Source organism: Microbispora sp. NPDC046973, from assembly GCF_040644495.1.
In the GTDB taxonomy this organism is placed as follows: Bacteria; Actinomycetota; Actinomycetes; order Streptosporangiales; family Streptosporangiaceae; genus Microbispora.
The window spans coordinates 80,326-94,294 of the sequence record NZ_JBEYWQ010000024.1; the positions used below are offsets into that span (position 1 = coordinate 80,326).

Below are 13,969 nucleotides of genomic sequence, written 5' to 3' on the forward strand. Positions count from 1 at the left end.
CTAGAGCGCGGGCTGAGGCTCCGGAGCCGGGAAGACCGGGCGGGCGCCGGCGAGAAGACGGGCGGGTTTGGGCAGGGCCAAGCGGTCGCGCAGCGTCCGCCCCTCCGCCGTGCGCACGACCCCGAGGTCGGCGAGGCGCGGGACGAGGCCGTCGACGACCTCGGCGATGTCCGCGTCCGGACCCGGCCGCAGGAGGATGCCGTCCACGCCCTCTCGGGCGGCCGCCGACTCCACCGCCGCCACGAGCGCGGCGGCGGCGTGGCCGCCGGGGACGGTCACCTGGACGAACAGCAGCGGACGGCGGCCGTCCTCGGCGAACCGGGACGACGGAGCCGCGTCGAGCGCGCCGACGGCCTGAGCGATCAGGTCCGGGCCGGGCAGGTCCTGGCCGGACGGCTCGGGGTCGCCGCTCCCGAGCACGACCAGGTCGGCCACCTCCCCCGCCGCCGCCACCGCGGGTACGGAGTCCGCGTACCACGCCAGGACGGGAGAGCCCTGCGCGGTCGACGGCACGGTCAGCGGCCCGGCGATGTCGAACGCCCCTCGGTGGTCGACGTGCACGATCTGCTCGGCCCGCGCGAAGATCCGGCTCTCGCGGTCGGCGACGATCGACTCCTGCGGCCAGCTCTGCCAGAGCTTCTGTACGGCGACGGCCACGTCGCGGGTGGTGCCGACGCCCAGGGGCGCGCCCTCGGTGAGCCCGGCGCCTCCCCACGCCGTGTCCCCCGGCGCGTACCCGTCGCGGACCCCGAGGATCAGGCCGGACCTGCCCCCGGACAGGTGGTCGAGGGAGGCGACCCGGCGCGCCAGGTTGTACGGGTGGTCCCGGTGCGGGGCGGCCGCCGCCAGGAACGCCGTCCCCGGGGCGTGCGTGGCGAGGAACGCGGCGGCGACCGTGGGCTCCACGGTCGCGCCGGCGGGCGCCGAGCCGTCGATCCTGTCGATGCCGGCGACGACGAACGCCGCCCCCGTGCCGTCGAGCCGGGAGGCCGGCCGGGGATCCGCGATCAACGCGGCCAGGTGGTCTCCCCCGAGCCCGATGGCCAGGTAGGTGGATGTTTCGATGGTGGTGCTGTCACCCATGTGCGGGTCTCTCTGGTGATGTGCCGATGGGGTCGAGTGCCGGCGGGGTCAGGCCGAGGCGGCCCGGAAGTGCCCGCGGAGAGTGTCGGTCGTGTATTCGTGCCGGAAGAGGCCGCGCTTGCGCAGGAGCGGGACGACCTCGTCGGCGATCACTTCGAGGCCGTCGGCGAGGACGTCGGGCTGGAGGTTGAACCCGTCGACCGCGCCGGACCGATACCAGTCCTCGATGTGGTCCACGAGCTGCTCGGGCGTGCCGACGAACCCGCTGTGCCCCGATCCCGTGTACCTGGTCTGCCGCAGGTACTCGCGTACGGTGGGATCGGTCGCCCGGATCTGCTCGTGGATGGACTGCCGGAAGCCGATGCTGCCCCCGGAGGAGGCCGGATCGACGATCGCGGCGAGGACCTCTTCGGGGAACTTCGCGTCGAGGTCGAGCTGCGAGACGTCGTATCCGATCGCCTGCGAGAGCCACTGGACCGAGTAGGACGCCGGGCCGAGGTCGTGGAGCTCGTCGCTGCGGCGCCGGGCCTCCTCCTCCGTGCTGCCCAGGCTGAGCAGGAGCCCGGGCAGGATCTTGACGGAGTCCGGCGAGCGGCCCGCGTCGGCGGCGTGCCGCTTCACCTCGCGGTAGTGTTTGACCGCCCCCTCCTTGGTGAGCTCGGCGGCGAACACCCCCTCGGCCCGCCTGCCGGCGAGCGCCCGCCCCTTGGGCGAGCCGCCGGCCTGGAGCAGCACCGGATGCCCCTGCTTCGACGGGGGGACGCGCAGCCTCCCGTCGAGGTCGAAGAACTCGCCGTGGTGGTGCACCTCCTCACCGGTCCGCGCCGACTCCCAGAGCGCGAGGACGAGCTCGACGAACTCCGCCGCCCGGTCGTACCTGTCGTCCCGGGCGGGGATCTCCGGAAGGCCGAAGTTGCGGGCGGCCGACGCGTCGCGCGTCGTGACGATGTTCCATCCGGCCCGCCCGCCGGACAGGTGGTCGAGGGACAGCAGCCGCTGGGCCAGGTCGAAGGGATCGTTCAGGGTCGTCGAGGCTGTGGCGATCAGGCCGACGCGCTCGGTCGCCGCGGCGACGTGACTCCAGTTGACGGTCGGCTCCAGACGGCCCGCGTTGGCGTCGTAGGACGGGTTCCCCAGCGCCGGCGCGTCGGCCAGGAAGACGGCGTCCAGAGTGGCCCGCTCGGCCACCCGGCCGATCGTCTTCCAGTAGTCGCCGTCGACGAAGGAGTCCTTGTGGAGGAGGTCTGACTGCCACGCGGCCGGCAGATAGCCCAGCACCAGGACGTTGACCCCGAGGATGACGTGACCCGTGCGTACGTCGGACATCGATGAACCTCTCCTCTACTCGCTCTGACCGGCGGAGATCGCGTAGACCTTGGCCGGGTCGGCGTCGTTCACGTGCCAGTCGCCCAGGATGCGTTCCTTGTAGACGCGCGGGTTGTGCGAGGCGAGGGTGCGGGCGTTGCGCCAGTGCCGGTCGAGCAGCAGGTCCTCGGAGACGCCGGAGGAGCCCAGGGCGTCGAACACGACGGTCGTGGCCCGCAGCGCCGCCTCTATGATCACCAGTTGGGCGCGCGTGGTGGCGACGTGCCCGTCGAGAAGCGCCCGCTTCGCCGCCTCCTCGTCACCGCCGACGCGGGCGTGCGCGATCTCGTCCAGCGTCCCGGTGGAGGCCGACAGCGCGGCCTGCGCGCCGAAAGCGTCGGCCGACACCTTGCCGATGACCTGCAGCAACTGGGGGTCGTCAGTGGCGCTCTGGGCGAGGCCGTGCCCGTAGTTGCGCTTACGGGCCCTCAGTGCCGCGATACCGTCGCGCAGCGTCGCCTGCGTGATGCCGGCGAGGATCGCCAGCAGCGCGGTCTGGTAGAAGAGGCCCTGGTAGGCGAAGCGGTCGGTGGCGGGGAAGAGGTGGTCGCTCTCCACTCGGGCCCGGGAGTAGTTCGCGCTGCCGCTCGCCGTGGTCTTCTGGCCGAATCCCCTCCAGTCGTCCACCAGGCTCACGCCGGGCTGGTCCGCCTTCACCAGCGCCGTGGTGGGCACCCCGTCGGGGTTGACCGCGAGCACGTCCAGCCAGTCGGCGTACAGGCTGCCGGTGGCGTAGTACTTCGCCCCGGTCAGGAGCCAGTGGTCGCCCTCGGGAACGAGCTTCGTCTGGATGTTGGCGTACGTCCCGTTGTTGGCCTCGGTCCACCCGCCGCCGACGAACTCGCCGTCGAGGAACCTCTCGATCCAGGCGTCCGTCGCCGCCGTACGCGGGGCGTTCAGACGGTCCTCCACGAACGCCAGGTGGTTGCGCCACACATGGGCGACGTTCGGATCGGCGGCGCCGAGCTCACGCAGGAGGTCGAAGGTCTGCTGCAGCGACGCACCGAACCCGCCGAGCTCGCGGGGGATGCGGACGGCGCCGAAGCGCGCATCGATCAGCCATTTGACCTGCTCGTAGGGGAAGACCCGCCCCTTCTCGCGCTCCAGGTTGCCCTCGGCGATCTTCTCGAAGACCGGGCGGAACCGCTCGCGCAGTTCCTCGATGTCCGCGGTCGCATGCCGAAGCGAAGACGTAGAACCAGACATGTGCCATCTTTCGTGTCGGAGGCCGGGCAGCCGTGTACGGCGCGGGCCTCTCCGGTGTCACGGAGTAGTGGTCGCCCCGGGCAGCTCGAAGCCGCGGAACGCAGCAGGGCAGGGGAAATCGGCCGAGGACGGCCCGGCGGCGTCCGGACGTCGTCGTCCGGACGTGTCAGCGGGCGAGAGCCTCGTGTGGGGTGGGGAAGGGTGCCGGGAGCCGGGTGCGACCGGCCCGGTGACGTGCGGCCGCCGGGCGCCGCGGTGGTGCGACGGCCGTCAGCGACAGCGGTTGCTGGTCACGCGCATGTAGTCGACCACGCGGCGGACAGTCAGAGCGACGGATCCGGACATATCCTTAATTTCCTACATGCATTGTCGGTTTAGCAACCATGTCTCGCGTATCGAGACGATCTCGACGACGGGGACGACGGCGCCGCCGGCGGTGATCGCCTCGCACAGCGCATCCAGCGGTGACGCGACGGTGACTGCCCGGCGATGCCCGGTGTGAACGATGGGAGAGGTCGCTTCGGCCCGACCGGGAACCGGCGAGAGGGGAATGCCATGACCGATTCCTTCGAGGAGCGTCTCAGGCGTCTGGAGCAGGTGGTCCAACGCCTGGTGGAGACCGTCGGAGGCGCCTCCGACGACACGGACACGGTGAGCCATCGGCTCGACCAGCAGGCGCTGGAGCACCTGGCCGGCAAGCTCGACCAGTTCAGCGAGCAGCTCAGCCATGCGGAGAAGGCGACGCTGCTCAGCGTCCTCGGCGCCGCGGCCGTGAAGTTCGAGGAGGCGGCCGCGGACGGAGCGGAGAGCATCGCCATACCGGAGGGCATCGAGGTGTTCACCCGAGGGCCGCTGGACCAGGTGAGCCTGGGCGACGCCCTGATCGGGCTCGGCAACATCGACCGCGGTCCCGCCGCGAGGCTCCCCGGCAGCGGGATCGATCCCGTGGCCGACGCGGTCAACGTCGGCGGCGACGTCACCTGTGTCCACGGCGACTGGACGAAGGACCTGGCCGCCGACGCGCTGACGGATCGCGCGAGGTGGGTCACCGGGCCCGACCTGGGAGGGCTGGGCTCTCCGGGGAAGATCGTCCCAGGGCGAACCGGAGGCTTCGAGAGCAAACCCCGCCCGCGGGATCGATGACCGCGCGCCGCCATGACGGCTACGGAACCGATGGCCGGGCCGGGCGGGGCGCGGGCCTCCTGCGCCGCCGGTGGCCTGCGGGTCGCTCTCGTCACCATGCCGTTCGCATCGCATCGGCGCCCCTCACTGCAGCTGGGGCTGCTCGCCGCGATCGCGAGGGAGTATGGACACACCGTCTCCACGTTCCATTTCAACCTCGACTTCGCCGCGCTGATCGAGCCCCGGCTCTACAACCTGCTCTGCGAGCACCGCGGAACGGCGCTCGGCGACTGGCTGTTCGCGGAGGCGGCCTTCGGCCGGAGGGCGCCGGACGCCGGCAGGCGGATGCCCTCGTTCGACGACGCCGACCTCGCCGCGGCGCTCGCCGCGACCGGCGGCGACACCGCCGCGCTGCGCAGGCTCCGGGGCGAGACCGCCGGGTCGTTCATCGAGGAGCTGGCCGGCGGCGTGGCCTGGGACGAATTCGACGTCGTGGGCTTCACCACGACGTTCCAGCAGAACGTCGCCTCCCTGGCCCTGGCCGCCCGGCTCAAGCGGGCGCATCCGCGCCTCGTCACGCTGTTCGGCGGAGCGAACGTCGACGGAGCCATGGGCGTCGAGATGGTCAGGGCCTTCGACTGCGTGGACTACGCCCTGTCGGGCGAGGCGGATCGGTCCTTCCCCATGCTGCTGCGGCGGCTGGCGGACGGCGCCTCGCCCGATGACGTCCCGGGCCTGCTCCGCCGTGGACGGGACGGCGTCGTCGCCGGGGCGCCTTCCGCTCCCACGGCGGCACTGGATGACCTGCCGGTGCCCGACTACGACGAGTATTTCGAGCGCGCGGAGAGGCTCGGCCTCATCCGTGCCGCAGCCCGCCGCGACATCGACCTGCCCTTCGAGAGCGCTCGCGGCTGCTGGTGGGGACAGCGGCGGCACTGCACCTTCTGCGGACTCAACGGACAGACGATGAAGTTTCGCTCTAAATCCCCGCAACGTGTGATAGACGAGCTCACCCTTCAGGCCAGACGCTACCGCTCCTACCGGTTCGAGGCCGTCGACAACATCCTGGATCCCGCCTATCTGGAGGAGATGCTGCCGAAGCTGGTCGAAGCCGGCGTCACGTACGACATCTTCTACGAGGTGAAGGCCAACCTGAGCCGGGACCAGCTCGCGCTGTTGCGCCGGGCCGGCGTCCGGCGCATCCAGCCGGGGATCGAATCGCTGAGCTCGCACGTGCTCCGGTTGATGCGCAAGGGAGTTCGCGCGTCGGACAACGTGAACCTGCTGAGGTGGGCCTCCTACTACGGACTGTCGGTGTCCTGGAACCTCATCTGGGGGTTCCCGGGTGAGACGGAAGAGGATTACCGCGAGCAGGCGAGCCTTGTCCCGCACCTCCTCCACCTGGAGCCTCCCGGCGGCGCAGGACGCGTGTGGCTGGAGCGCTTCAGCCCCATGTTCACCGACCGCGCCGCCTTCCCCATGGCGACGGTGCGCCCGGAGAGCAGCCTCGACTTCGTCTATCCGGACTTCGTCGACAAGGACCGGCTCGCCTACTTCTTCGACTACCGCCTTGAGGAAGCGCTTCCCGAGGTCTCGTACGGCTCCATGGCCCTCGCGGTGAAGGCATGGCAGGCGGCGCGTAAGGACCACGACCCACAGCTCAGGTTCTTCTACACCCCGGGACTGCTCGAGGTCGTGGACACCCGGCATTCGGCGGACGAGACCACCTACACCCTCCGCGCGCCTCTCGACACGCTCTACATCGCCTGCAGCGACCGCCCTCGAAGCGTACGTTCCCTCGTCACCGAGGGGGACAGCCCTCTGAACGCCTCGGACACCCGCATCGCCCTCGATCGCCTGTGCGATGCGGGGCTGGCGATGCGGGACCGCGACCGTTACCTCGCCCTGGCACTGCCGGCCACGGGGAGGTGACGCCGTGGCCTCCTTCGACGCGCACCCGCCGTCCGGCATCGCGACGCTCCTTCCCCCGGCCGTCTACGAGGAGACAAGGGCCCGCCTCGCGGCCCTCGCCGACGACGGCGGTGCGGGCGCGCGGCTGAGACACGCGCTCCTGCGGCAGAGCGCGATCACGGAAGCAGTCATGCCGCCGTCGGAGCAGGTGTGCCTCGACCGCGTCGTCGCGCTGCGCTCCCCCGAGACGCTCGCCGCCGCTCTGGGCTCTCCCGGGGAACTGGCCGCCGCGCTCGGCCTGCCGCCCGGCGACGGCGACCCCGAGGGGCAGGCCGGATCGGCCGTCCGGGAACTGTGGGAGTTCGCCGCCTCCCTGGACACGCCGGGGAGGCAGGCCCTGGAGGTGCTCGTCCGGCGCGCCGTGGACCCCCTGCGCGCCCTGGCGACGGTGCCGATGAGCGTGTTCTTCTCGCCCGCGGAGAGCCGGCGGCTCGTCGAGCTCCTGCGTGCGCGGGGCCGGCGGGCCCCCGGCCTGCTCGGGGTGACCGTCATCATGAAGCTCACCCGCCTGTGCAACCTCCGCTGCTCCTACTGCCACGACTGGCGGGCGGAGCAGGATCAGCGGATGTCGTTCGACGCCCTCGCGGTCGTCCTGGACCGGCTGTTCACCGGGCACCACTTCGTCCGGATCATCTGGCACGGCGGCGAGCCGCTCCTCCTCGGGGCCGGGGGAATCCTCAAGGTCCTCGCCGCGCAGGCATGGCTGCTGCCCCCTGCCGTGGAGGTGAGCAACTCGGTGCAGACCAACGGCACCGTGCTGTCCTCCGACCTGATCCGCGTGCTCGCGCGCTACCGCGTCGCGGTCTCTGTGAGCATGGACGGACCTCCCGACGTGCACGATCAGACCCGCAGGACGGCCGGCGGCCGCGGCACCGCCGACCGTGTCCGCCGGAGCATCCGGGAGCTGCGGGGGCACGGGCTGCTCTCCGGCGTGCTGGTCGTGGTGACACCGGCCGTCATCCGGGCCGGCGCCGAACGCCTCCTCACGTTCCTGCGGGAGGAGGAGATAGGCGCTGTCGGGCTGCTGCCCGCGCGCCCGGAGTCCCGCGCCGACGGCTCGGTCCGCGGACCGTGTCTGCCGGTGGACGAGTACTGCCGGTTCCTCCTCCGGGTGCAGCGGATCCGGGATCGCATGGGCGACCCCCGGCCCCGCGTCCGCGAGCTCGACGCGGTGCTCGGGCTGCTCGACGGCAGGCCCGCGGGCTTCTGCGAGCTGCAGGGCGACTGCCTGGGCCGATACTTCTCGGTGGAGCCTAACGGCGACGTCGCGCACTGTGACAAGTTCGTGGGAGACCCGGATTACACGCTGGGCAACCTCGCCGTGGACGACCTGACCGCCGTACGCGGGTCCGCCCGGCTGAGCGCGCTGCGCACGGCCGACACCAGGCGACGGGCCGAGATGGAGCAGTGCCCGTGGTACGGGCTGTGCCGGGGATGGTGCCCGCACGAGGCCTACGTCTCCGCGGCGACCGCCCGGGCGGACGGCCGGGACGCCCCGCGTGACTGCTGCGGCCTGTCCCCCCTGTTCTCGGCGCTCGCCGCCGGCAGGACGCCGCCCGCCGGCCTCGCGAGGCAGGCGACGCCATGAGAGCCCTGGGCGCGGCTCCGCGATCGGCCGGGCCACAGGTGACGGCGGTGATCGGGCGCGGGGCGATCGCCCGGGAGCTGGCCGAGCGGCTGCGGTGTTCCGCCCGTCCCCGTCCGCACACGACGGACGGCCTGCACCTCGTCGCCTCGTGGTCCGGCCCCGCGCATCTGGCGCTGCTGCGGCAGGGCCTGCGCGGCCGTGCCTGGATCCTCGTGGAGGAGACGGAACGAGGGCTGGCCGTCGGGCCGGTCTTCGACAAGGAGAGCCCCTGCTTCGAGTGCTACCTGCGCCGGCTGGCGAGCCATGGCCGGCCGCACCCCGTCCCGCCGCGGTCGAACCGGCTCCTTCCCGCGGTCGAGACCGTCCTGGCCTGGGTGGCCGCGGGCGGCGTCGGCGCCCAGATGGAGATCCTCCGCACCGGCGGGGTCCGGGAGCATCGCCTGCTGCCCGTACCCGGGTGCGCGTGCGCGTGCATGAGCGTGTCCCCGCCGGTTCGCCGCCTCGGGCCGGCCGACGCCGTCAGCGATCGGATCGGCATCGTGCGGCACGTGGAGGTCCACGTCGAGGAACGATGGGGCGTCGCGCTGGCGCACGCGCGCGGGTGCCGGACGGAGGCGCTGCACGGTGGGCCGGGCTTCAGCGACGGGGGCGGGTGCGACCCGGATCCCGCCCGCGCCCGGCGTGCGGCGGTCTGCGAGGCTCTGGAGCGGTACAGCGGCGGGTTCTGCCCGCCCGGCCTCGTCGTGGCCGCACGCGACGACCTTCCGGCCCCCAGCATCGCCCCGGACGCCCATCACTACGGCGGCATACCCGTGTCGAGCGCCACCCTGCTGCGCTGGGTGCGCGGGAGGAGCCTGCTCGACGGCTCCCGGGTGTGGGTGCCCGCAGCGGCCGTCTTCGTCCCCTACCGCTGCGCGGAAACCGAGCCGCCGGCGAGCAGGACGAGCTCGGAGGGGCTCGCCGCCGGGCCGGATCTGCGATTCGCCGTCCAGCGCGCCGCGCTCGAAACGGTCGAACGAGACGCCTTCATGCGCGCCTGGCGGTACGGCAGGCCGGTGCGCGGAGTGCCCACGGGCGCGATGGAGGTGCCGGGTCTGCACCTCGCCCAGATCCCGGCGCCGACGGGCGCCGCCGTCGTCGCGGCGTTCATCGAGGACGCGTCTCCGCCCTTCACGGCGGTGGGCCTGGCAGGCCGGCTCAGGCTGCCGGAAGCGGCTCGGGCCGCCACGCTCGAAGCGCTGGCGGGCAGGGTCTTCGCCGAACGGATGCTCGACGCCGAGTCCGCCGGGGGCGCCGGGGCCGTCCCCGCCCCCCACAGCGCCCGCTACCACCGCTACCTCCACGCGACCGACGCCCGTCTGCGTGCGGCGCGGCACCGATGGCTGCACCCCGCGCGCCTGGCCCAGCGAGTGGAGACGTCGTGGACTGGGCTGGTGCGGCGGCTGCCCGCCAACGCGTACGTCGATCTGACGCCTCCGGACGTCGGGGCTCTGGGCGTCCGCGTGGCCCGCGTGGTGGTGGACGGTTACGTCGGGCTCGACGCCGACGCGCACCGGCCGCGCCTGAGCGGAGATCCGACTCCTCATCCGATCGCCTAGTGAAAGGGCTTGCCGCCATGGCGACCGTAGTGGCCGAATCCCTGCGTTCCGGTGGGGACAGCACGGCCGATCGCGTGCTCTGCCTGCTGGACTCCCTGCGCCACGTGCGTCTGGGACTGCCGGTGAACCAACTGGATCACGCCCTTCAGACGGCGGCCCGCGCGGAGGCCGCGGGCGCGCCGGACGAGATGATCGTCGCGGCCCTCTGCCACGACGTCGGCAAGGCGATCTCCGGGCACAACCACGGCGCCATCGCTGCCGAGATCCTGCGGCCGTTCGTCTCGGCCGGCGCCTACGCGATCCTGCGCCATCACGAGGAGTTCCGCTACGCGGACTACCCGCGCTGGACCGGCGTCGATCCGCGGGCCCGCCTGCGCTTCCGAGACGAGCCGTGGTACCGGGCCGCGGTCGTCTTCGCCGACGAATGGGATCGCGGGGCGCTCGACCCGGACGTCCGTACGCCGCCGCTGGACCACTACTCACCGCTGGTGAGGACGGTTCTGGGCCGGCCCGGAAGCGGCATCGGCTCCGGTCATCACCTCCGGGAGGCGCGATGAGCACCAGCGCCCTGTACACCGGCGCCGCACGTGCCCGGGGACGCAGCGCCCTGGCGCGCTGCGTCGGCGACGTCGACGAGTTCCTCGCGACCGTCTGGACACGGCGCCACCGGCACCGGGTCGCCGCCGAGCCCGCCGCCTTCGCCGACCTGTTCGGCGAAGACAGCCTGCGGCATGTCCTGGCCCATCGCGAACTGCGTGTCGGCCGCCACGACCTGCGGCTGATGCAAACGGTCGACGGCCGGTTCTCCGTCCTCGACCCGGCGCAGTACACCGTCGGAAGCGAAGCGGGCGACGACCGGGTCGACGGCGCGGCCGTGAACCGCCTGCTGCGGTCGGGTGCCAGCCTGGCCCTCCAACTGGTGGACCGGTACTGGCGGCCCCTCGAACGCTTCTGCCGCGATCTGGAGCTGTTCCTCGGCCACCCCTGCCAGGCCACCGCCTACGTCACCCCGCCGGCCGCCCAGGGCCTCGACGTCCACCACGACCTGCACGACGTCCTCGTCCTGATGCTCGCCGGAGAGAAGGAGTTCACGCTCTACGAACCGGTGATCGAAGATCCCGTGCGCGGGCAGATGCTCTCCTCCCTGTCCCCTCCGCCGCACCTGCAGGAAATCGCGACGATGACCCTGCGTCCGGGAGACGTCCTCTACATCCCGCGTGGCATGCCTCACGTCGCCCTGACCGGCGCGCACCGTTCCATGCACCTGACCATCGGCGTGCGGGCGGCCACCTGGCACGCCCTCGCCGCCGAGGTCACCGGCAAACTCGCCGACGAGTGCGCGGCGGACCGGGAGATGCGCAGATCGATTCCGGTGGGCGCCCTGTACGGCGGGCACGAGTACGAGTCGCTGGCCGACGAGCAGGCGGAACGGCTGGCCGGGATCGTCCGTGAGCTGGCGCGGCGGGCGTTCCGCGAGGGCCTCACACGGACCATGCTGGCAGCGCGGCCGACGGACTACGGCGACGGAAGCGACTGGCTCGACCGCGTCGCCGCTCCGCTGACGGCGGAGCGGGCCGCTGTCCGGCTGCGCCCCGGAGCGCTCGTCCACATCACCAGGCGCGGCGACGAGGCCGAGGTGCGGCTGTCCGGCGGGCGGATCCTGCGGACCGGGCTCGCGGAGGCGGACGCTCTCGCCGAGATCCTCTCCGCTCCCGGCGGCGGTACGGCGATGGCGTACGTCAGCCCTGCCGGCCCCACCTCGCCCCTGATCCGGCTCGTCCGGGTGCTCCTGCAGGAAGGCGTACTGGAAATGGCGACGACACGGTGACCTGGGTGACCACATGACTTCCGAGAACTCGTCCCGCTCCCTCATCAGCCTGGTGCGACGTCTGGTGCCCGATCTGGAGCACGCCTCCGCGCTCCTGGAGAATCCCGGGGACGTGCTGGCCGCACGGCCCGAGCGCGATCGGCGGGTCCGGTCGCGCCGCGCGCCCGGCCCCGGCGCCGCCGCCGGCCGTCCGATCCCGACGAGCCTGGACGCCTTGCACGCCGGTCGCCGCGCCCTGCGGAAGGTGTTGCGGACAGGCGAGAACGCGCAGCTCGATGAGGCGGAGCTGATCGGCCTCGAGGCGGTGGTCGTGACGCTCGGCCGGCCCGCCATCCTCGTCCAGGACGACCACTTCTTTCCCGCGCCGCATCCCTGGGAGGTTCTCGAGGACCACCGCGCCGCCATCGAAGGCATACTGCCCAGCGTGGGCCGCATCGAGGTCAGCGGCCACCCCGCTCTCGACTGGATCGGCACGGGTTTCCTCGTCGACACCGACGCCGTCCTCACCAACAAGCATGTGGTGCGGGAATTCGTGGACTGGAGATCCGGCGGTACATGGACCATCGATCCGAGCATGCGGGTGCGAATCGACTTCGCCGAAGAGATCGGCACGCCGTACCCCAGGGAGTTTCCCGTCACCTCCATCATCGGAATCCACTCGCACCTGGACCTCGCCCTCCTGCGAGTCGGCGCGAACGGCACGGCTGGCCGCCTGCCGCCCCCCTTGCCCCTGGCCCGCTCGTCCGCGAAGCTCACCGCCGGCCGGCAGGTCTATGTGGTGGGTTACCCGGCGGCGGATTCGAGACGCAACGACGAAGGCGACATACAGCGCATCTTCAGCGACATCTTCAACGTCAAACGCCTCCAGCCCGGGGAGCTCAGGTCCGTCGCCCCGAACCGTGACGAGGTGGCGCACGACTGTTCCACCCTCGGCGGCAACTCCGGCTCCTGCCTGGTGGACCTCGAAAGCCAGGAGGTGATCGGAGTCCATTACCGCGGCCGCTATCTCGAGGCCAACTGGGCCGTGGCGATGCATCTCGTGATCGAGCAGATCTTCGCCGCGACCCGGGGACGACGATGAGAAGCACACCGGCGGCTACGGCGGCGTGACGGCCGCGCCGCACGCTGGTCTCATGGCTGACGGTACCCTGCCCGCGACTGTCGTCATCCGCGTGATCCGCCATGGAGACCGCCTGATCGTGCGTGGCGTCTTCGTCGCCGCCCGCGGGGCGCCCCGTGTCCGGATTTGGACAACCGCCTCCTCGATGCACGGCGAACTGGATGAATGGCTGGAAAGGCTCGCCCGAGAAATTCAGACGGGCGATGACGTGCCGCCGGAGTAACGCTATCGTGACGTTCCGGAGACGCCGGGGAGTTGCCATGGTGGGGAACGGTCCACGTTCTGGGAGGCGTGATGCCCGCCGGCGAATATCACCTGTATATGCTCGGCGAGTTCGGTGTGTTCCGGAGTGGCAGACGGATTGATCTGGCTTCCGGATCGGCTCGGCTGATCGCTTTTCTCGGCTGCCGGGGAAGAAGCAGCCGAGAGACCGTCGGCGAACTACTCTGGCCCGCTCTGCCCGACGGCCGTGCCCGGGCGAACCTGCGCTCCGCGATGTGGCGGCTCCAGCGCGCCTGCCCCGGCCTCCTCGCGTCGGACAACCGGCTGCTGGCGCTGGCCGAGCCCGTGAGGATCGACCTCCTCGAAGCGTCCGCCCTGGGCAGGGGCCTGATCGAGTCGAGGGCCGGAGCCGCGAAGGCGGCGACCATCGGTTACGAGGAGTGGTCCCTCCTCGCCCACGACGTTCTCCCGGAATGGGCCGAGGAATGGGTGCTCGTGGAACGCGAGCGCTTCCGCCAGCTGCGTCTGCACGGTCTGGAGCAGATCGCCCTCGCCTTCATTTCCCAGTGCAGGTTCCCCGAGGCCATCGAGGTGGCGGAAACCGCCATTCAAGCCGAACCGCTGCGAGAAAGCGCGTACCGATTGCTGATCATGGCACACCAGGGGGAGGGCAACCACGGGGAGGCGATGAGGGCGTACAAACGCTGCAGTCAGCTGATATACGAGGAGCTCGGACTCGCACCCACTCCGTTGATGGAGAAGGTGGTCGTCCCGTCGAAGGCCCAGGCACACACCAGTTCCGCGATGCATGGGCGCCTGAGGCTCGACCACATGATGTAGGCCCCGCCCTGGCCGAGCCGCACGGG

At 71.8% G+C, this 13,969-nt stretch carries 12 protein-coding genes; 9 read left to right on the plus strand and 3 right to left on the minus strand.

The genetic code is table 11. From position 1 onward, the window contains the following. From ABZ860_RS32910 to ABZ860_RS32920, 3 genes are read right to left on the minus strand one after another with little or no spacing between them, the layout of a single operon-like run. On the minus strand, positions 1–1,083 hold the full coding sequence (locus tag ABZ860_RS32910) for an LLM class flavin-dependent oxidoreductase (RefSeq protein WP_357227680.1): 1,083 nt from the start codon (positions 1,081–1,083) through the stop codon (positions 1–3). Positions 1,084–1,131: 48 nt separating this feature from the next. Continuing rightward, complete coding sequence (locus tag ABZ860_RS32915) at positions 1,132–2,409, minus strand: NtaA/DmoA family FMN-dependent monooxygenase (protein ID WP_357227683.1); 1,278 nt, start codon at positions 2,407–2,409, stop codon at positions 1,132–1,134. 15 nt (positions 2,410–2,424) lie between these two features. Continuing rightward, a complete protein-coding gene (locus tag ABZ860_RS32920; protein WP_357227686.1) occupies positions 2,425–3,654 on the minus strand; it encodes an acyl-CoA dehydrogenase family protein in 1,230 nt (409 codons plus the stop codon). A 555-nt stretch (positions 3,655–4,209) separates the two neighbouring features. Between ABZ860_RS32920 and ABZ860_RS32925 the strand changes: the two genes are divergently transcribed. From ABZ860_RS32925 to ABZ860_RS32965, 9 genes are all read left to right on the plus strand, one after another. Then, on the plus strand, positions 4,210–4,797 hold the full coding sequence (locus ABZ860_RS32925; RefSeq protein ID WP_357227688.1) for a hypothetical protein: 588 nt from the start codon (positions 4,210–4,212) through the stop codon (positions 4,795–4,797). Positions 4,798–4,809: 12 nt separating this feature from the next. Beyond that, entirely contained in the window at positions 4,810–6,708 is a 1,899-nt protein-coding gene (locus ABZ860_RS32930; protein WP_357227690.1) for a RiPP maturation radical SAM C-methyltransferase, read from the plus strand. Between the two features lie 4 nt (positions 6,709–6,712). Next, a complete protein-coding gene (locus ABZ860_RS32935; protein ID WP_357227693.1) occupies positions 6,713–8,335 on the plus strand; it encodes a radical SAM protein in 1,623 nt (540 codons plus the stop codon). Further along, positions 8,332–9,933, plus strand: a complete 1,602-nt coding sequence (locus ABZ860_RS32940) for a YcaO-like family protein (protein ID WP_357227696.1) — start codon at positions 8,332–8,334, stop codon at positions 9,931–9,933. Before ABZ860_RS32935 ends, ABZ860_RS32940 begins: the two co-directional genes overlap by 4 nt. Before the next feature lie 17 nt (positions 9,934–9,950). Further along, entirely contained in the window at positions 9,951–10,490 is a 540-nt protein-coding gene (locus ABZ860_RS32945) for an HD domain-containing protein (RefSeq protein WP_357227699.1), read from the plus strand. Further along, on the plus strand, positions 10,487–11,761 hold the full coding sequence (locus ABZ860_RS32950; RefSeq protein ID WP_357227702.1) for a cupin domain-containing protein: 1,275 nt from the start codon (positions 10,487–10,489) through the stop codon (positions 11,759–11,761). The genes ABZ860_RS32945 and ABZ860_RS32950 overlap by 4 nt, the downstream gene beginning before the upstream one ends. A 52-nt stretch (positions 11,762–11,813) precedes the next feature. Further along, positions 11,814–12,842, plus strand: coding sequence for a serine protease (locus ABZ860_RS32955; RefSeq protein WP_357227705.1), 1,029 nt, complete (start codon positions 11,814–11,816; stop codon positions 12,840–12,842). A 52-nt stretch (positions 12,843–12,894) separates the two neighbouring features. Further along, entirely contained in the window at positions 12,895–13,104 is a 210-nt protein-coding gene (locus ABZ860_RS32960) for a hypothetical protein (protein WP_357227707.1), read from the plus strand. Positions 13,105–13,175: 71 nt separating this feature from the next. Next, on the plus strand, positions 13,176–13,943 hold the full coding sequence (locus tag ABZ860_RS32965) for a BTAD domain-containing putative transcriptional regulator (protein WP_357227710.1): 768 nt from the start codon (positions 13,176–13,178) through the stop codon (positions 13,941–13,943). The last annotated feature ends 26 nt before the right edge of the window (positions 13,944–13,969 follow it).

Coding starts and splice junctions, on each gene's coding strand:
- ABZ860_RS32910 (WP_357227680.1), bottom strand. CDS start 1,083: ATGGGTGACAGCACCACCATCGAAACATCCACCTACCTGGCCATCGGG.
- ABZ860_RS32915 (WP_357227683.1), bottom strand. CDS start 2,409: ATGTCCGACGTACGCACGGGTCACGTCATCCTCGGGGTCAACGTCCTG.
- ABZ860_RS32920 (WP_357227686.1), bottom strand. CDS start 3,654: ATGTCTGGTTCTACGTCTTCGCTTCGGCATGCGACCGCGGACATCGAG.
- ABZ860_RS32925 (WP_357227688.1), top strand. CDS start 4,210: ATGACCGATTCCTTCGAGGAGCGTCTCAGGCGTCTGGAGCAGGTGGTC.
- ABZ860_RS32930 (WP_357227690.1), top strand. CDS start 4,810: ATGACGGCTACGGAACCGATGGCCGGGCCGGGCGGGGCGCGGGCCTCC.
- ABZ860_RS32940 (WP_357227696.1), top strand. CDS start 8,332: ATGAGAGCCCTGGGCGCGGCTCCGCGATCGGCCGGGCCACAGGTGACG.
- ABZ860_RS32945 (WP_357227699.1), top strand. CDS start 9,951: ATGGCGACCGTAGTGGCCGAATCCCTGCGTTCCGGTGGGGACAGCACG.
- ABZ860_RS32950 (WP_357227702.1), top strand. CDS start 10,487: ATGAGCACCAGCGCCCTGTACACCGGCGCCGCACGTGCCCGGGGACGC.
- ABZ860_RS32960 (WP_357227707.1), top strand. CDS start 12,895: ATGGCTGACGGTACCCTGCCCGCGACTGTCGTCATCCGCGTGATCCGC.
- ABZ860_RS32965 (WP_357227710.1), top strand. CDS start 13,176: ATGCCCGCCGGCGAATATCACCTGTATATGCTCGGCGAGTTCGGTGTG.